Origin of the sequence: Providencia sp. 21OH12SH02B-Prov (assembly GCF_027362595.1) — a bacterium.
Classification (GTDB): Bacteria; Pseudomonadota; Gammaproteobacteria; order Enterobacterales; family Enterobacteriaceae; genus Providencia; species Providencia zhejiangensis.
In genome coordinates, this window is sequence record NZ_CP114796.1 from 2,817,723 (window position 1) to 2,837,325 (window position 19,603).

Here is a 19,603-nt window from a genome sequence, read left to right on the forward strand (position 1 = left end):
TCAGTATAAGGAAGAGCAAATTGATTAAATGCCCCCTTATTCTACTGTTCATCAACCTACTCGCTACTATCAGTTTTTCCAACCAGATAAGTGCGAGTGGGTTGCAAGTCACACCCGTGACATTGACATTCACCGCGCAACAAAAAGCAGCCGGAATTTGGTTAAGTAATAATGGAAAAGACCTTATACAAGTTCAGGTGAGAACATTTATCTGGCAACAAAAGAATTTAGGTAACCAATTAACACCAACTCGAGATATCATTATTAGTCCACCAATGATAAAGCTTCTCCCCAATGAACAACAGCTCATCAGGGTTATTCGTAACAACAACCTACTAGGGAGCCAAGAACAAGCATATCGACTCTCAATTAATGAAATTCCATTACCTCAGAAAAACAGCAGTCATTTACGGCTTGTTTTACATTATTCATTGCCTATTTTTATTCAACCTTTAAACATGCCTCCTCCCAGCACGTTATTAGAATGGCAAATAAAAAAATTCCAATCCCAAAGCTATCTAGTTATACATAACAGAGGCAATACGCATGCCCAGCTGTCAGATATTCGTTTGATAAATTGCAGAGGTAAAACGACGGTAATTAATTCAGGTTTATTAGGATACGTCTTACCGCAATCCACTATGCAATGGAATATTAAACTGACTGACCTATGCTCTGCCCCCAACAACCAAATAAAAGTTATGATCAATGGTGAGCGACAATCCTACCCCCTCTAATCGCTTTCATCATCATTACTTAGCAGATATCTCACTGCTATACGTGATGTTTTATCCCCTATTTGTTATCGCTCAATCCGATATCACCTCTACGACAGTGGAATATGTGTTCAATGACACAACGCCATTATCAGGTACCGAACTGTATCTTGAAGTCACAATTAACCAAACTCATTTTGGTATTGCTCGTTTTGGCTACGATAATGATCGGCTGTGTACCACGACAGAAACACTGAAACAACTGCGTTTCAAAGCAATAAAAACGCATGCTAAGACTATTTGCTTGGATGAATTAACCGGCCTTAGCTACCACTATGCTCCCAACCAACAAGCCGTTGCAATTCATTCTCCTCTTTCATTATTAGAACTCGGCTCGACAACAATCGAACTTATCCCATCGGAACAAGTGCAGGCAAAATCCTCCTCTGGTGCTTTACTCAACTATGATTTACGTGTTGTAAAAAATAAAACCACTGCATTAAGTAGCTTTTCAGAATTGAGATTATTTAATCAACAAGGCTTATTTAGTACGACACAACAAACCCAAAACACGTTTGGGCACAGCGAGTTCAGCCAACCTTTTATTCGTTTAGACACAACTTGGCGTTCTTCTTTTGAAGATAAAAAACTATTTTTAAATATCGGCGATACCATAACTCGTTCACTAACTTGGTCACGAGCAACTCGGATAGCAGGGCTACAAATAGCGACTGACTTTTCTTTGCAGCCTTATATTCCAACCGCCCCGTTAATCGCTTTTTATGGCTCCGCCACACTTCCTTCAAATGTTGAGTTATATATTGATGGTATCAAACGCTATAGCGGTGAAGTTCCTATAGGTCATTTTACCTTGAACAGTTTGCCGAGCGTTAATGGAGAGGGAAATGCACAAATCATCCTGACTGATTCTCTAGGTAGAGCAAACGTGCAAAACATTTCATTCTATAATGACCAAACATTACTACGTGAAGGCATTTTTGATTGGTCCACTGAATTTGGTGTCGTACGCGAAAATTATGCCCTCCGATCTTTTGACTATGCCAATTCACCGATTGCAAGTACCACATTGCGTTATGGTATGAATAATCACTTCACTGCAAGTGCCCATTCTGAATTAACAACTGATTTAATCAATTTAGGTATTGAAGGTGATTGGATCCCAAAAATGGGAGGCGGCACAATCTCAACGGCTGTTGCCGTAAGCTCTGATTTAAATAGCCAAGGCTGGCTTTATTATGCAAGTTACTATTGGTCAAATAATCACTTTAATTTCGGGGCATCCGCCACCGCTACCACCTCTAAATATCAAGATATTGCCGCAACCTATTCATCCCCACCCTATGCATTTAACGGTAATACCACTATAGGTTATCACTTTGAAACCCTTGGCAATATTAATCTATCCTATTTAGGTTTTCGTCCTCAGCATGATCATGCCATTCGTTATTTAGGAGTGAGTTGGTATAAATCCCTCGGTGATCATCTATATCTTAGCGCCAGCATGAATAAAAAACTCAATGATGATAAAGAAAGCCTTTTTTATCTTGCCGCGACTCTGCTATTTGAAAATAACAAGAGTATCCGCATGACTAGCCAACACAATAAAGATGGATTCCTGCATCAAATTAATGCCAATAAATCGATCACTAACGAAGGTGGATTAGGTTGGGATATAACCGCAAGTAAACAAGGTGATGAAAGCCATCATCAAATAGATATTCGTTATCTTACCGATAAAATAGATGTCAGCGCGGGTATGAATAAAATAAACCAAATGAATTCACAATATCTTGGCGCGAGTGGCGCTATAGCAACTATCGGTAATGGTTTATTTATTTCAAAATCCATCATGAACAGTTTCGCTATCGTTTCAACTAACGGTATCAGCCATATTCCAATTAAATTAGAAAACTCTATTGTCGGTATTACTGATGATGACGGGTTACTGTTAATACCGTCACTCAATAGTTATCAAAAAAATATTCTAGCTTTAGATTCCACAGACCTTCCAGCCAATATACAGGTCAAGCAATCGAGTATACAAGTCATACCTAAATACCATTCCGGTGTTTTAGCAACATTTGAACTATTAAAAACACATTCCGCACTCGTTATTCTTTCAGATGCTGAAGGAAGACTGTTGCCCGCAGGTAGCCTAGTTCAATTAAATGATCAAAAAGAAAATCTAATCACAATTGGATACGATGGAATGGCTTATTTCGATACATTACAAGAAAGCAATACGCTTTTCATTAATTACGGTAAAGAGCAATGTAGCCTCACTTTCCACTATCCCAAAACGGAGGAACTTATTCCTCAAATTGGGCCATTACGCTGCCATTCAGAGTAAGTATCCTAATACTTACTCACTATATTCAATCACAAATTGAATAGGAGATAAAAAATGTTAACTCTTCATAGAAAATATAAAATATCTTGCATTGTTTTTTTCTTATCTCTGTCTTTAAATTTACCTCGTCACGCTTATAGCCTAGCTTGCTCCATTTCAAATATTAGCACATTGAATTTTGGTCACATAATGCCTTTAACGAATAACGTGGCAACCACCTCTTTGACCTTTAATTATAGCTGCACTAAAGAAACTCTCGAAACACTTGTTGGTGCCACACTTTGTTTAAATATTGGTATCTCCAGCGTTTCTGGACAAATTACCTCTCGCCAAATGTTACCAGTTGGATTAAATAGTCCCATTAATTATCAGCTCTATCAAAATGCAAATCATAGTCTAATCTGGGGGAGTCAACATATTTCTGGCTCCAGTCCAATTATGATTAAATTAAGCTTAAACCAAGGACTAACACCTGCGACTGGTTCAGTGACTATTTACGCTCAACTATCAGTTAATCAATCAAGTGTTATTCCTGCAACTTATATTGACACTTATACCTCACTAACAGCCACCTCAACCTTAAATCTTGGTATCCTTAGTACGCCTAATAGCTGTGGTTCAATTGTTGGCCCTAGTTTTCCTTTTGTCGTAACCGCAACAATTACTGATCAATGCCTAGTATCAAGTAATGGAGACATTAATATTGGCAGTGTACAGAGCTCAACAAATAATGCAGCGGCTAGTGGCCATATTTCGGTCACTTGTACAAATACAACACCGTTTAGTATCGGACTCTTACCCTCAAATAATAATTTACAAGGTTCAGGGGTTTTACAAAGTATTTCGACTACTGAAAAAATCCCTTATCAATTAAGCTCAACACCGGGGTTAAATGGCGCAACGTGGGGAAATAATCCTTTAAATTTAATTACCGATATTGGCTCGGGGATCACTAAAGACTACCCGGTTTATGTCACGGTACCATCAACAAATTATCCTCCAGGCAGTTATAGCGATACCGTCACTATTAATGTAACCTATTAAAATACCAGAGAATCATTAGCGTATTTTGCGTCACCCAGATAAGAAAAAAACAGCTCCCAAAGGTTATTCTCAAGTAATTTGTTACTTAATACACATAGATTTTTTCTAATATTTTCGCTCTTGGTTGGAAAAAATTAATATTATGAGAATTGAATAATAATTGAATGATAATTAGCCTTGTTGGTATCATATTGCGATTTGTGGGATGCGCCAGCAAGCCGGAATTTGATAATACATAATCTAATTATCCGGCAATTGGCTTATTTATTATCAAAACGGTCATTACAAGGGGAGCTTCTTAGCAATCATTGCATTGTTGCGAAAGAAGAGCAGCGTTTGGCGGGCGCTCACTTTTTTATGCGTACATTGAATGGATAATTAACCGCTATTTTTCGTAGTCGGTATGAGTATTTTTTATATCCCATTTAACTTTTATAACCGTGTCGTTTTGCTGCATCAAGCAGCAAAGATTTTTTCAAGGTTAACAAAGGTATTACTCTTCAGAGTTATCAGTCATATGAAGATGACTGATTCAATAGCCCTAGTTTAGAAACATTAGTCACTCTCCCATTAGAACATTTTATGGGAATACAATATCAAGTAATCATAAACAATCGATTGCTTAGTGTATTAACTCCTGATAAACGCTGAGGCTAATATTCCTGAATCTGTAGGCGATCAGTGTGATTGAAAACTAAGTAATATAACGCTTGAAATTAAGTTAAAATATCCATCAAGAATAGAACTATTCATTTCAAAAAATGCTTTCGCGATTCGATTATCGACCTCAATACTGTTTGGCTGTGGCTCAAAACCAATCGCTCTACCTACTGAGCTGACAATCCGATAAATTTGTTTAATCTCTCTCATTTAGCAGAATCCACATTATTCTGCTATTTTATTTATATAATTAAATTTTGGTTATTGATGTTAATTTGGTGTTATCTTTGGATTAAGATATCACCACTCTACTTACAATCAGTTAAGTTTTCCTTACACTGACTGAGATTTGTGTCACAATATTTATGCAAACACTATCACACAACTAAAAATATACTGTGACCGCACTAACCAACCTCTTTGGATAAATACCGATGGAAGAAAATCAATCCACAACATCAACACGCTCGTCTGCTGATCGGCAACAGCTAAAACGTAGCCTGAGTAACCGCCATATCCAACTTATCGCTATCGGTGGCGCGATCGGAACTGGGCTATTCATGGGTTCTGGGAAAACCATTTCACTCGCGGGCCCTTCAATCATATTTGTCTATATGATTATTGGCTTCATGCTCTTCTTTGTCATGCGAGCCATGGGCGAATTATTACTTTCCAACCTCAATTACAAATCCTTTAGTGATTTTTCATCCGACCTCATTGGTCCTTGGGCTGGCTTTTTTGTCGGCTGGACTTATTGGTTTTGTTGGGTCATTACAGGTATTGCCGATATTGTCGCCATTACATCCTATGTCAGTTTTTGGGTCCCCGATTTCCCTGAATGGGTGACCTCTTTTATTTGCGTTGTCGTTCTATTAACGCTGAATTTAGTGTCTGTCAGGCTATTTGGTGAACTCGAATTCTGGTTTGCCATGATCAAGATTGTTGCCATTGTCACGCTCATCGCCGTTGGTGGCACCTTAATCGCCATGAACTTTCAATCACCGGCAGGTCATACTGCATCATTAAGTAATATTTGGAATGATGGCGGCATGTTTCCGATGGGAATGAGTGGCTTTTTCGCGGGCTTCCAAATCGCCATTTTTGCCTTTGTAGGAATAGAATTAGTCGGCACTGCCGCAGCAGAAACCCGTGATCCTGAGAAATCTCTGCCAAAAGCAATTAATGCTATTCCTTTTAGGATCATTACCTTTTATGTGTTATCGCTGATTGTGATTATGGCGGTAACGCCATGGCGCACAATTTTAGCGGATAAAAGCCCATTTGTTGAAATGTTTGTATTGATTAGCTTACCGGCAGCTGCGAGTATTGTTAACTTTGTTGTACTGACATCGGCAGCCTCTTCGGCTAATAGTGGCGTCTTTTCAACCAGCCGCATGCTATTTGGCCTATCAAAAGAAGGCGATGCACCAAAACAGTTTAGTCGTTTATCAAAAAAAGCTGTTCCAGCCACGGGACTGATCTTTACCTGTATTTGTCTCAGCTTTGGTATCGTACTGATCTATTTCATTCCTGATATCATGCATGCTTTTACATTAGTCACGACTGTATCAGCGATCCTATTTATGTTTATCTGGAGTATGATCTTATACAGTTACCTCAAATTTAGAAAACATCGCCCACAGCTCCATAAAGCTTCACTTTATAAAATGCCGGCGGGTATTGTGATGTCTTGGATTTGTTTGGCTTTCTTCGCATTTATGGTCGTGCTACTGGCATTTCAACATGATACAAGACAAGCACTGATCGCGACTCCTGTCTGGTTTATCATTCTATTAATTGGTTACCAAGTCGTTAAACGCCGTAAGAAAACGCATTAAAGACCAGATAGTAAAGCGCTACTATAAAATTGAATATGTTATTCAAATAGCTTAAAAGGCCTGAATTCAAGACACTCCTGAACTCAGGCCTTTTAACTTTTATCGACTTCTTAATACCTTATGCATTCATACCTATAGCCTATCGATATGGCATATTTCTGAACCAAATATCATCAGCTCAAACTTCTTCATCTGTGCTAGTACATTTTCAATGCACTTTTTCCTAACCGTACAAGCACCTTTTATTAATGCCGCCGTTTACTTAAGTTAGTGTAGAGAATAAATATCGACAGATTATTAAGCAGTTGAGCTGTTATTTATTAATTTATTTTGGTATTACATTGAAAGAGATAAGTCATAAACATGATCGTAAAGTTCACTTTATGTCTAATGAGCAACGTTAAATTAAAGGTAAAAAATGACAAATTTATCCGCATTGACTATTTTTCATGATCCTACCTCAGAGCCAAGTAGAGCAGTTCACTGGCTTTGTATTGAGGCTAATATTCCCATCGATATCAAATACACGTGGTTGACGCGAGGAGAACATCTTTCTAAGGCGTTTTTAGCCGTCAATCCGTTGCATCAGATACCCGCAATGCAGCACAACGACTTTTGCCTTTCCGAAGCAACGGCAATCATGAACTACCTTACCGATATTCACGGTTGTAGTGATAAATGGTTTGGAGCGAACCATAGATCTAAGGCTGTCATCAATAAACATTTATCTTGGTATCATACGAATCTTCGTAAAATTTCAACATTGGAATATTTTCTTCCCGTACTATTAATGCCTGCATATCTTGGGATAGCAAAACCCTCAGCAATTGAGATTGAAGCTAAATTAAATGCACTTCATGCTATGTTTAAAAATTTAGATTTTCTGCTTGAAGGCAAAGATTTCTTATCTGGAAATGATATTTCCGCCGCAGATTTACTCTATGCTTGCGATATTTTTGCTTTAAGGATTGACCCCAATTTTAAGCAAATAATAGAAAAATACCCTAATATCTGTGGCTGGTTAACAAAGCTCGAGTCAAGGCCAAGTTATAGGCTTTCACATAAAGCATGGGATTACATTGTTCCACAAATACTGGCACTAAACGGGGGTTCTAAAGGGTCTCCAGCGTGGATAGCTGATACTTGTGAACAAGTCATCGGGTAACAAAAACGGATAAGCGATTTAGACAAGTCTAAAGGAAACAAACTGAGCGCCTTACTCAAAGAAAGGCTTATTTGGCTTATTTGTTTTGATTATTTTTACCATCACTTGCGGTGAATAAACATCCCCACAAGCTCAGATTTGAATGCTCAAAAAATAAGGCTATACAAAATAAAATCAATGAACAATATTCAATAGTCATTTTCTATTTGCTCATAAAAAACCCCCAGCAGTTGATTACCCAACTACTGGGGGTGACTTTATTTTATAAATTACTTCGTTTTATATTCCGCCTCAGCTTGTTCGAAACGCGCCTGAGCAGCAGCACTTGGTGCCTTTGTTAATAGGCTAACAAGGACAATTGCAATAGTCGCAAGAATAAAGCCAGGAATAATTTCATACAGTGCAAACCACTTGTACTTCATCCAAACTAATACTGTGACAGCTCCAACTATCATCCCTGCAAGAGCCCCTGTTCGTGTCATGCGCTTCCACAATACTGACATTAAGACAACGGGACCAAAAGCAGCACCAAAACCAGCCCATGCATTACTAACCAGTGCCAGAACTTTGCTATCAGGGTCTCTTGCGATGTAGATCGCAATCGCTGCCACTAACAGAACCATTAAACGACCAACCCAAACGAGTTCTTTCTGGCTTGCTTTTTTACGAATGAATGGCTTATACAAATCTTCAGTTAAAGCACTTGCGCATACTAATAATTGGCAACTTAATGTACTCATAACCGCGGCTAAAATAGCGGATAATAAGATACCGGCAATCCAAGGATTAAAGAGTATCCCCGCTAGCTCCATGAAAATACGCTCATTATTCCCCATAACCGAAGAGGCTAATGCAGGATTCATTTCAAAATAAGCAATACCAAAGAAACCAACAGCCGTCGTTCCACCAAGACACAAAATCATCCAAGTCATACTGATACGACGAGCAGAACGGATAGTACGATGAGAATCCGCAGCCATAAAGCGAGCTAAAATATGTGGTTGCCCGAAATAGCCTAGCCCCCACCCTAATAGCGAGATAATGGCAACAAAATTCAACCCTTTAAACATATCTAAATATTCAGGGTTTTTAGCTTTAATCACCTCAATTGCGGTATCGGCACCGCCTAATGAGAAGATGATCACGATAGGCGTTAAAATCAATGCGAATATCATTAACGAGGCTTGGACGGTATCTGTCCAACTTACCGCTAAGAATCCCCCTAGGAATGTATATGCGATTGTTGCTAATGCCCCAAGCCACATTGCTTTTTCGTAGCTAATATTAAAAGTACTTTCAAACAATAGGCCACCAGCGACAACACCAGAAGCACAGTAGATGGTAAAGAACACTAAAATGACAACAGCGGAGATAATACGCAAAATTTTACTATTATCTTCAAAGCGACTAGTAAAATAATCAGGCAAGGTTAACGCATTATTATTTTTCTCAGTTTGAACGCGTAAACGCCCAGCGACAAATAGCCAATTGAGGTAAGCGCCTAAACTCAATCCTATCGCAATCCAAGCTTCCGAAATACCCGCGAGGAAAATAGCGCCAGGTAACCCCATTAGCAACCACCCACTCATGTCGGAGGCACCGGCCGATAAGGCTGTTACCACGCTACCCAAACTTCGCCCGCCTAAAATATAATCATCAAAATTTTTCGTTGAGCGATAAGCTAAATAGCCAATAAGTAACATGCCAGTAATATATACGATGAACATAATGATCATCGGAGTGCTTACAGTCATCCGTCTTCTCCATAGAATAGTTATTCTTTTTTGGTTTGTTGCACTAAATTGCACGTCAACAAATTAAATTATAAATTTATGTGTCTTGTGTTTGTGTTGTGTTGCACTTAATAAAAAATATCACCTTAGCATGCTAGACAAACTCATTTACATTTAACAAGAAATTAACGCCATTTTATTCCATAAACGATACCCATATCACAAATGTTAAATTAGTGGTACTAAAGTTAATAGATTGATTAACATTCCACTCATTAAGGGGTTAAATTCAACCGATTGATTTTCAATAAAAAATTAATTTATTATTATTGACCATCTCATTTAACAAATAAAAATACGATATATTTCACAATTCCTTTAGAATAGGCTTTAACAACGTTGCACAAAGTTGCAACATCATGCTATTGATGTGTAACTTTTTTGTTTCTAGTAGCTAATTATTTAGAGGAAATGGGATGAGTAGTACGACAACTATGGGTGTGAGACTTGATGAAGCGACTCGTGAACGCATTAAAACTGCTGCTCAACGTCTTGACCGCACGCCGCATTGGCTAATTAAGCAAGCCATATTCAATTATCTTGAACAGCTTGATAATCAGCAGTTCATCCCTGAGATCTCCGCAGGACAAGATAACAAAGACGGCCAAATATCAGAAGAAGAATCACTAACAGAATCGAATTATCAGCCTTTTTTGGATTTTGCTGAACATATTTTACCCCAATCGGTTAAACGCTCAGCGATTACATCCGCTTATCGCATTCCTGAAACGCAAGCGCTTCCCATGTTATTGCAACAAGCGCAATTGCCCGCTGAACAAGCCGATGCAGCACACCAGTTGGCTTACTCCATAGCGGAAAAACTACGTAACCAAAAAAATAGCATTGGTCGTTCTGGATTAGTTCAAGGCTTATTACAAGAGTTTTCACTTTCTTCACAAGAAGGTGTTGCGCTCATGTGCTTAGCTGAAGCGCTATTACGTATCCCAGACAAAGCAACACGTGACGCACTGATCCGAGATAAAATCAGTACGGGTAATTGGCAATCCCATTTAGGGCAAAGTAGCTCAATGTTTGTCAATGCAGCAACTTGGGGCTTATTGTTCACTGGTAAATTAGTTTCTACACATAATGAAGCAAAACTCTCTAGCTCTTTAAACCGTATTATTAGTAAGAGTGGTGAACCATTAATCCGCAAAGGCGTTGATATGGCGATGCGCTTGATGGGTGAGCAGTTTGTTACTGGTGAAACTATCGCACAAGCATTAGCAAATGCTCGGAAACTGGAAGAAAAAGGGTTTCGCTACTCTTATGACATGTTAGGTGAAGCAGCACTAACAGAAAAAGATGCCCAAGATTATATGGTGTCATACCAACAAGCTATTCATGCAATCGGTAAAGCATCTAATGGCCGAGGCATCTATGAAGGCCCAGGCATTTCTATTAAATTATCTGCCTTGCATCCCCGCTACAGTCGCGCACAATATTCGCGCGTCATGGAAGAGTTGTATTCTCGTTTATTATCATTAGTGCTACAAGCACATCAATATGATGTGGGGATCAATATCGATGCGGAAGAAGCAGATCGCTTAGAAATCTCACTCGATTTACTCGAAAAACTCTGTTTCGAGCCTAAACTTGCCGGTTGGAATGGGATTGGCTTCGTCATCCAAGCCTACCAAAAGCGCTGCCCATTTGTAATCGACTCTATTATTGATCTTGCAGAACGCAGTAAACGTCGATTAATGATCCGCCTAGTTAAAGGGGCTTATTGGGATAGCGAGATCAAACGTGCACAAGTTGATGGCTTAGAAGGTTATCCTGTTTATACACGTAAGGTCTATACTGACGTTTCATATCTAGCTTGTGCTCGTAAATTATTGTCTGTTCCAAACCTTATCTATCCACAGTTTGCAACACATAACGCTCATACCCTCGCTGCTATCTATCAAATTGCAGGGAAAAATTACTATCCAGGCCAATACGAGTTCCAATGCTTACATGGCATGGGGGAGCCGCTATACGAACAAGTGGTTGGAAAAGTTGCTGACGGCAAGCTTAATCGTCCTTGCCGTATTTACGCGCCAGTTGGTACTCATGAAACGTTGTTAGCCTATTTGGTTCGTCGTCTACTCGAAAATGGAGCTAACACTTCATTTGTTAACCGTATTGCGGATGCAACGATTCCTCTTGATGAGTTAGTTGCTGACCCAGTGAAAGAAGTACTTGAGCTTTCTAAAGTCGAAGGGCAAATTGGTTTACCACATCCTAAAATTGCATTACCTCGTGATCTTTATGGCCAGCGTCGCGTCAATTCAATGGGGCTGGATCTGTCAAATGAGCACCGTTTAGCTTCACTTTCTAGCGCTCTTTTAACGGCTGCAATGCAGGAAAAATTAGCTCAGCCACTGTTAGGAGGGGATTATCAATCTACGGAAGCAGCCGAAAACAGAGTGCCTGTCATTAATCCTGCCTGCCATTCCGATATTGTTGGTCACGTGCGTGAAGCAACGTTAGAGGAAGCTGAATATGCATTAAATATCGCCAGTGATGCCGGTGCGATTTGGTTTGCTACTCCACCTTCAGAGCGTGCGGCGATATTACTACGTGCCGCTGATATCATGGAGCAACAGCTACAGCCATTGTTAGATGTGCTTGTTCGTGAGGCGGGTAAAACCTACGCGAATGCGATTTCAGAAGTTCGAGAAGCCGTCGATTTCCTCAATTATTATGCAACTCAAGTCAGAGATGATTTTGATAACAATACGCATCGACCACTAGGTCCTGTCGTCTGTATTAGCCCATGGAACTTCCCATTAGCTATTTTTACAGGGCAAATAGCGGCAGCATTAGCGGCAGGTAATACCGTATTAGCAAAACCGGCGGAGCAAACTCCTCTTATAGGCTCAATTGCAATATCGATACTCCATCAGGCGGGTATTCCACGTGAAGTATTGCAATTTTTACCGGGTAAAGGGGAAACTATCGGTGCGAAACTGGTTGGTGATACAAGAGTTCGTGGCGTTATGTTTACTGGTTCTACTGAGGTGGCAGGTTTATTGCAACGTAACATTGCAGGCAGGCTGGATGCTCAAGGCCGCCCAACACCACTCATTGCCGAGACGGGCGGGTTGAATGCGATGATCGTGGATTCATCAGCCTTAACGGAGCAAGTTGTCACCGATGTGGTCGCTTCCGCGTTCGATAGTGCGGGTCAACGCTGTTCGGCTTTACGTATTTTGTGTGTTCAGGAAGATGTCGCGGATCGCACAATTCGTATGCTTAAAGGTGCGATGGAAGAGTGCCGTATGGGGAATCCTGAGCATTTGTATACTGACATTGGGCCTGTCATTGATAGCGAAGCTAAAGAGAATATTGAGCAACATATTCAACAAATGCGTAGCAAAGGCAAAGAGGTGTTCCAAGCCGTATTCAATCATAATGAGGATCTCCATGAGCAATCTGAAGGTACTTATGTGAAACCAACATTGATTGAATTGGATAACGTCAGTGAACTGAAAAAAGAAATCTTTGGTCCTGTGCTACATGTTGTTCGTTACAAACGAGAACAACTCGTTGATATTATTGAGCAGATCAATGCTGCGGGTTATGGATTAACGTTAGGCGTTCATACTCGAATTGATGAAACCATCAACCAAGTCGTTGCAAGAGCCAAAGTTGGCAACCTGTATGTTAACCGGAATATGGTTGGTGCGGTTGTCGGTGTTCAACCATTTGGTGGTGAAGGTCTGTCGGGTACTGGACCGAAAGCGGGTGGACCACTCTATCTGTATCGATTATTAAGTGAGCGTCCAGATAATGCTGTCTCTCGTACGCTCGAAAGACAAGATAGCGAGCTTGCACTAGATGCCACTGCACGCCCTATTCTACTTGAGTCTTTCAATGCCCTTTCTACATGGTTAGAGAAACAAGAACACCATATAGAATCTGAAGTCTTAGAGCAATTTGCACGCCATGCACAAGCAGGTACATCACGTTTACTACCGGGACCTACGGGTGAAAAGAACACGTATACCTTAACACCACGTGGCACGATTTTATGTCTTAGTGATAATGAAAAAGACTGTTTAGTGCAATTGGCTGGGGTTCTTGCCAGCGGCTGCCAAGCATTATGGCCTGAAAGTGAGATCCACCAAAAGCTCTACAAATCACTGCCTGAAAAAGTGCGTCATGCAGTTGCAATGACAAAAAATTGGCAAGAATATCATGGCCATATTGAAGCCGTTATTTATCATGGTGACAGTGACCAACTCAAAGTTGTCTGTGAGAGTATCGCTCAACGTAAAGGCCCAATCATTTCAGTACAAGGTTTCGAGCGTGGTGAAACCAACTTATTACTTGAAAGATTAGTCCATGAACGTTCATTGAGCATCAATACCGCAGCAGCAGGTGGTAATGCAAGCCTAATGACCATTGGCTAATTAAAAACGCCTGAGCCTAGTTAATATTAGGTTCAGGCGTCGTTTTATTTATTTGCTTCCTACCTTCCCGTCATGCCCTTTATTATTTCAACCCAATCTGTATTGTTCTTTTAATAACCAGATATTCAATATTGGTAATTAATAATATTGAGCTCAGATTGAATCTAAATAATTATCCATTGTGGTTAGTACTTACTCTTAATATGACCATCACAATAGACAGTTCTAATTAACCTCGATTAATGACGAAGAAAATCACTATATTCATTAGAAACAAAAAGGTGCCCATAATGGACACCTGACGTACTATAACCGTATTGCACTGAACAAGTTGTTAACTAGGTTCTTTGCTATGGATTAATTTTTCTCTGATTCCCAATACAAGTATTGCTCATATTTACGTAGCGCAATATTGTAGTTGCTAAAAGCAGATTCAGTCATTTTATCGCTTAATTGCTCTTGAATTTTGCTCGCTGTAAACTCTTTCATTGAAAAATTAGACGATGAGAGAAGTTCATCAAGACGGCGCAAACGAACAACATATTCGCGAACTGTGCTGTGGCTCATTTCAGTCTGTAAGAATAAATACTGTTTAAATGACATGATGTCAAAGAAATCAGTATTACTATTGCAATAAATTTCACTGCAAAAACGACAAAGTGCGGTAAATTTATCTTGTAATTCAACCCATGTATTTTCATCAACTAGCTCGGTCATCTCCGCAATAGCTTCTTTATTCAAGATGCTATCATTAAAGACTAGAGAGATACGATCCAGTGTTTTATGACAATGTGCACAATGAGTTTGGCTGTGTTTAAAGTCTTTGATATAACGACTCAGCGGCCGTTTCTTAACAATAGAAGCAGACATGATGATAAAGCCCTGTGTGTAAGTCTAAAATTAAAATTGTAACGTGGTATCCACGCTACATACTTAGCATGCCCATAGCATTATTATTTATCCGCTATGTTGCATAATAATACAGATTTATCTGTATCAAGCTCTTTTGCTTTCTCTTAAGAGACTAGTTCATACTAAAAATACACGGTATGAGCTATTTTCCCTCTGTGAAATGCATTCTATCGCGTCTATCACTCTTTGGCGAATTTCTGCGAAGACTAGAGTTTGGTACGAATTTGATTTAGCGTCAACCTATTAAACCAGTCATTTATTGCCTTTGCACAGAATAAAATCACAATAAAGCATTATAAGTCGCTAACTATACCAACAGTTAAAGTGATGACTTTACCCGATAATCAACCGAGCATTCAATAAAAATTTAATTTATAAATCAGTTTGATAGTTAAATTGGCGTTAAAATAGTAAAAATGTGAAGTAACTCACCTAACATAACCAAAATTTAACTATTCTCTGCGTAGATATTAATTTTTTAAATAGCTCATAAGCTGATATAAAAGAAAAGTTGTAAATTTAATTTTACATTTATGTGCTTATTAAGCATATGAATTTATTTTTTTAACATATGCAAAAAAGTTATAGCTCATAACCAAAAGATATATCTAATTTATAGATTATAATTTCACCCCAAACAGCCATCTGAGATATTAATTTATTTTTTTTAAGTAAATTTACCCATTCACTTATTAAGATCGTTACACTGATATCACTCATACCACATCGCTAATATACGACACCTATAAATTGATACCATCCACATTTTCTGTGGGTAAATTCACGCTCAGTCTGTGGATAACTTTCTTGATTCATGGTGATACCACGCTTTAAGCAAATTGAATAAAAAACAGTCGACTTATATTAAAATATTCCCATTACTGCAAATGCCCCGCTTGTGATAACAACAGACAACATTATCTTGTCAATGGCCTATGTTATTACGGCATCTTGTAATATATTTTCAATACATCACACTCACCTTTTAGATTAAAATGCCAAATATCTTGGCTCATAGATTTTAGATATCAGTTTTAAGCTAACTTATAAGGTATTTTTCGAGTTATTTTTTAGGATTTGTTACGTTTGATATCGAGAAAAACTTTTATATACTCCCTCTGCTACTTCAAAAATAAATAATTTAAGGTTGATTATGAAAAAGTTAATTCTAGCTTGCGGTATGGGTTTAATGGCATTAACGATCACAGCTTGTTCTGATGAAGAGAAAAAATCAGAAGTTGCGGGTGCAACAGAAACTTGTAATACCTACTTTGCTGAGATTGATTCTCTGATTGCAAAAGCGTCTGAAAATCCAGAAGCAAAAGCTCAATTAGATGCTATGAAAGGCCAATTAGAAGAAGGTAAAAAACAAGTTGCAGCACTACCTAAAGATCAGCAAGATAAAGCTTGCCAACAAGGTATTGATGCAATGAAACAAATGAAATCTGCTTTAGGCCTACAGTAATAAGATTTCTCTATACCATGGGGCTATAGATATATGGCTCCATATTTTTATAATGAGAGTACAATCGCAAGCCTTCAAATATTGTCTCGTCCTGTCTCCCTTCATACTCAATTATAACAATAAAAATGGCTTATTATAATTTCCTGAAAATCGGCCATTCGATAATGATAAAAAATAGCGTCATCATGCTGAACTGTTAAGTACCCAGAAAATAGTTTCTCAAAGCCTACTCTACCCCCTATCGAAGAGATGTTTCTCATATTATTTTTAATAATCATCCTGTATTCAGTAAAAATGTTCCAGTATAAAAATATGTCACAAATACACTGTTATTATTAAAGCTGTTCAAGGCAGTAAATTGAATGAAGACTACCCTGTTGTTATTATCTTTCAAAACAAGCAAATGACGCTTTAATCTCTGTATTTAGCTGAGTAGTAAGGCGATTAAAATAGCCTTACTACCGCGTTTTAATTATCTACAACCAAGTACCAAAACGTTTTATGTAAAACTGTTTCATTAGCTGTGCAACAACACAATAACTGACTAACGTTAACACCAGCCAAGGGAAATATTCTATTGGCAATGGTTGTAATCCGATCCATTCACCGAATGGGGAGAACGGAATATAAAGACCAAGCGCCATTATCAACCCTGTGGTTAATAAGACGGGTAACGCCGCAGTGCTTTGAATAAACGGTATTTTTTGCGTACGTAACATATGAACAACTAAGGTTTGTGATAATAGCCCTTCAACAAACCAACCTGATTGGAATAATGCTTCATGAGCAACACTATTAGCTTGAAAAACGTACCACATCAAAGCAAAGGTAGTAATATCAAAAATGGATGATGTAGGACCTATCCATACCATGAAACGGCCTATGTTTTTTGCATCCCATTTGCGTGGACGTTTTAAAAACTCTTTATCCATTTTATCCCAAGGCAAAGCCAGTTGAGAAATATCATATAACAAGTTTTGTACTAATAGATGAATCGCTAACATCGGTAAGAATGGAATAAAGGCGCTAGCGATCAAAACAGAAAATACGTTACCAAAGTTAGAACTTGCCGTCATATTTAGGTATTTAATGATATTGCCAAAGGTTTCTCGTCCTTTAATCACACCTTGTTCCAATACCATTAAATCTTTTTCTAACAAAATAATATCAGCAGATTCTTTTGCAATATCAGTTCCTGTATCAACGGAAATCCCCACATCTGCATCACGTAATGCCGGTGCATCATTGATTCCATCACCTAAGAAACCCACGGTATGACCATTGGCTTGCAATATTTTTAAAATTCTGGACTTTTGTAATGGTGTTAGCTTACAAAATACCGAGACTTGCTCAACTTTCTGTTTTAATTCTGTATCTGACATAGCCTCAACTTCAAGGCCAGTCATAATCTCACTCACATTTAAACCTACATCGTGACAGATCTTTTCCGTAATAATGGCGTTGTCACCCGTTAATACTTTTACGGTCACACCATTTTCACGTAAAGCTGCAATCGCTGAAATTGCGCTTTCTTTCGCCGGATCAAGAAACGTTAAAATACCACGCAATTCTAACTGTTGTTCCGCAACGGCAGAAAGTGGCAAACTGGCTTCATCACTATTTAGTGAGCGAGTGGCCAATAGCAACACGCGAAAACCTTGTCGATTATAATCACTGACTAATTCGGTAATCTGTTGTTTCGCTTGGGAGTCAAGTTGCTGAGATTGACCATTGTGTTGATAACTCGTACATACAGCAAGCATCTCTTCTGCTGCACCCTTACATATTAATAGTGCCTCTCCTGCTGGGGTCCTCACCGATACAGAGAGCTTACGACGAATAAAATCAAAGGGAAGTTCATCAATTTTTTGATAAGCACGCAATTGCTCTATTGCATTTTTTCCTCTGCCGCGCCGAATGATCGCTTGGTCCATCATATTCTTAGCACCGCTTTGGTTAAAACTATTCAACCATGCCAGTTGCAAAACTTGATTATCTTTTTCGCCGTTACTTCCTAAATAATGCTCTAAAATAATCCTATCCTGCGTTAATGTGCCTGTTTTATCAGTACAAAGTACATCCATTGCCCCAAAATTTTGAATCGCATTGAGCCTTTTTACAATCACCTTATGTTTAGACATGGCAATTGCGCCCTTGGCTAGATTTGAACTGACAATCATAGGTAGCATTTCAGGCGTTAAGCCAACCGCAACAGCCAGAGAGAATAACGTTGCCTCAAACCAATCACCTTTTGTAAAACCATTAATAAGTAAAACAATAGGCACCATAACCAACATAAAGCGAATGAGTAACCAACTAACGCTGTTGACTCCACGATCAAACGCCGTTTGCGCACGACTACCAACAATCGATTTGGCCAGTGAGCCAAGATAGGTTTTTGCGCCCGTTGCTACAACGATCCCTCTCGCTGTTCCACTGGTCACATTGGTTCCCATCAAACAAATATTAGAGATTTCCAACAATTCATTTTCGGTTGGTGAGATGGGATCTATACTTTTCGCACTGACATCCCCCAGCGTGTCATATTTTTCTACTGGTATCGACTCCCCAGTTAATATCGCCTGACTAATAAATAGATCGCGAGACTCAACCAGTTTTAGATCTGCTGGAACCATATCCCCAGCAGATAACAAGACAATATCTCCTGGAACCAAACACTTGATGGGAACTTCCTTGCGTACTGAACGCCCTGTTTTATTGTCTCGACGGAACACCGTTGCGGTGGTACGAACAAGGGATTTCAACGCTTCAGCAGCCTTATTGGTTCGATATTCCTGCCAAAACCTTAATAATCCGCTTAATAACACCATGGTGACAATAATAATAACGCCTGTTAAATCAGTTTCTTCACCTTGGCGTTCAGGGATGAAATAGTCAGTGAAAAAACTCACTATTGCCAATGTCATTAAGACAAAAATGAAAGGATTTTTAAATGAGGAGAGGAGCTGCTTCCACGCTGGAGGGGCTTTCTCATGGGCAACTTCATTTTCGCCCTGTTCTACTAATCGATCGAGTGCCTCATTATCTGTCAAACCTAATAAATTAGTTTGATATTCATTAAGCACTTGTTCCATTGTTTTATTGGCTTGTTCGCCAACAATATATTTTTGGCGCGCAGTGGTCTTGGCACTTTTGCGCGGATGCCTGATTTCAGTCATAACGTTTATCTCTAATACGGTATTTACCGTGCTAATTGAACGCTATCTAACTGAAAATAA

General features: G+C 38.9%; 11 protein-coding genes. 7 read left to right on the forward strand and 4 right to left on the reverse strand.

Going from position 1 to position 19,603, the window contains the following annotated elements:
* Positions 1-20 precede the first annotated feature (20 nt).
* The 3 genes from O7C57_RS13315 to O7C57_RS13325 all read left to right on the forward strand — a co-directional run bounded on the left by O7C57_RS13315 (position 21) and on the right by O7C57_RS13325 (position 4,131).
* Positions 21-737: a fimbrial biogenesis chaperone gene (locus tag O7C57_RS13315; RefSeq protein WP_230085817.1), complete on the forward strand. Its 717-nt coding sequence runs from the start codon at positions 21-23 to the stop codon at positions 735-737.
* Positions 709-3,087 (forward strand): fimbria/pilus outer membrane usher protein, encoded by a 2,379-nt coding sequence (locus O7C57_RS13320; RefSeq protein ID WP_269723225.1) that lies wholly within the window; start codon positions 709-711, stop codon positions 3,085-3,087. The genes O7C57_RS13315 and O7C57_RS13320 overlap by 29 nt, the downstream gene beginning before the upstream one ends.
* 189 nt (positions 3,088-3,276) lie before the next feature.
* Positions 3,277-4,131 carry a Csu type fimbrial protein gene (locus O7C57_RS13325; RefSeq protein WP_244316435.1) on the forward strand — a complete coding sequence of 285 codons (855 nt, stop codon included), beginning with the start codon at positions 3,277-3,279 and terminating at the stop codon, positions 4,129-4,131.
* Positions 4,132-4,809: 678 nt separating this feature from the next.
* Here the strand turns inward: O7C57_RS13325 and O7C57_RS13330 are convergent.
* On the reverse strand, positions 4,810-5,001 hold the full coding sequence (locus O7C57_RS13330; protein ID WP_154623036.1) for a hypothetical protein: 192 nt from the start codon (positions 4,999-5,001) through the stop codon (positions 4,810-4,812).
* Positions 5,002-5,225: 224 nt separating this feature from the next.
* Here O7C57_RS13330 and cycA point away from each other — a divergent pair, with 224 nt between their 5' ends.
* Both cycA and O7C57_RS13340 read left to right on the forward strand, forming a co-directional pair.
* Positions 5,226-6,629, forward strand: a complete 1,404-nt coding sequence (gene cycA, locus O7C57_RS13335) for a D-serine/D-alanine/glycine transporter (RefSeq protein ID WP_154624124.1) — start codon at positions 5,226-5,228, stop codon at positions 6,627-6,629.
* Positions 6,630-7,047: 418 nt separating this feature from the next.
* Positions 7,048-7,794: a glutathione S-transferase family protein gene (locus O7C57_RS13340; RefSeq protein ID WP_269723226.1), complete on the forward strand. Its 747-nt coding sequence runs from the start codon at positions 7,048-7,050 to the stop codon at positions 7,792-7,794.
* Positions 7,795-8,063: 269 nt separating this feature from the next.
* On the opposite strand, the gene putP is transcribed toward O7C57_RS13340, so the two are convergent.
* Positions 8,064-9,548, reverse strand: a complete 1,485-nt coding sequence (gene putP / locus O7C57_RS13345; RefSeq protein ID WP_154624122.1) for a sodium/proline symporter PutP — start codon at positions 9,546-9,548, stop codon at positions 8,064-8,066.
* A gap of 455 nt (positions 9,549-10,003) precedes the next feature.
* On the opposite strand from putP, the gene putA reads away from it, so the two are divergent.
* Positions 10,004-13,987 carry a trifunctional transcriptional regulator/proline dehydrogenase/L-glutamate gamma-semialdehyde dehydrogenase gene (putA, locus tag O7C57_RS13350; protein WP_269723227.1) on the forward strand — a complete coding sequence of 1,328 codons (3,984 nt, stop codon included), beginning with the start codon at positions 10,004-10,006 and terminating at the stop codon, positions 13,985-13,987.
* 357 nt (positions 13,988-14,344) lie between these two features.
* On the opposite strand, the gene fliZ is transcribed toward putA, so the two are convergent.
* Positions 14,345-14,857, reverse strand: a complete 513-nt coding sequence (fliZ, locus tag O7C57_RS13355) for a flagella biosynthesis regulatory protein FliZ (protein WP_154624120.1) — start codon at positions 14,855-14,857, stop codon at positions 14,345-14,347.
* Positions 14,858-16,052: 1,195 nt separating this feature from the next.
* On the opposite strand from fliZ, the gene O7C57_RS13360 reads away from it, so the two are divergent.
* Positions 16,053-16,364, forward strand: a complete 312-nt coding sequence (locus tag O7C57_RS13360) for a DUF5339 domain-containing protein (RefSeq protein WP_154621816.1) — start codon at positions 16,053-16,055, stop codon at positions 16,362-16,364.
* 476 nt (positions 16,365-16,840) lie between these two features.
* Here the strand turns inward: O7C57_RS13360 and mgtA are convergent, their stop codons facing one another.
* A complete protein-coding gene (gene mgtA, locus O7C57_RS13365; RefSeq protein WP_154621815.1) occupies positions 16,841-19,543 on the reverse strand; it encodes a magnesium-translocating P-type ATPase in 2,703 nt (900 codons plus the stop codon).
* Positions 19,544-19,603: the final 60 nt, after the last annotated feature.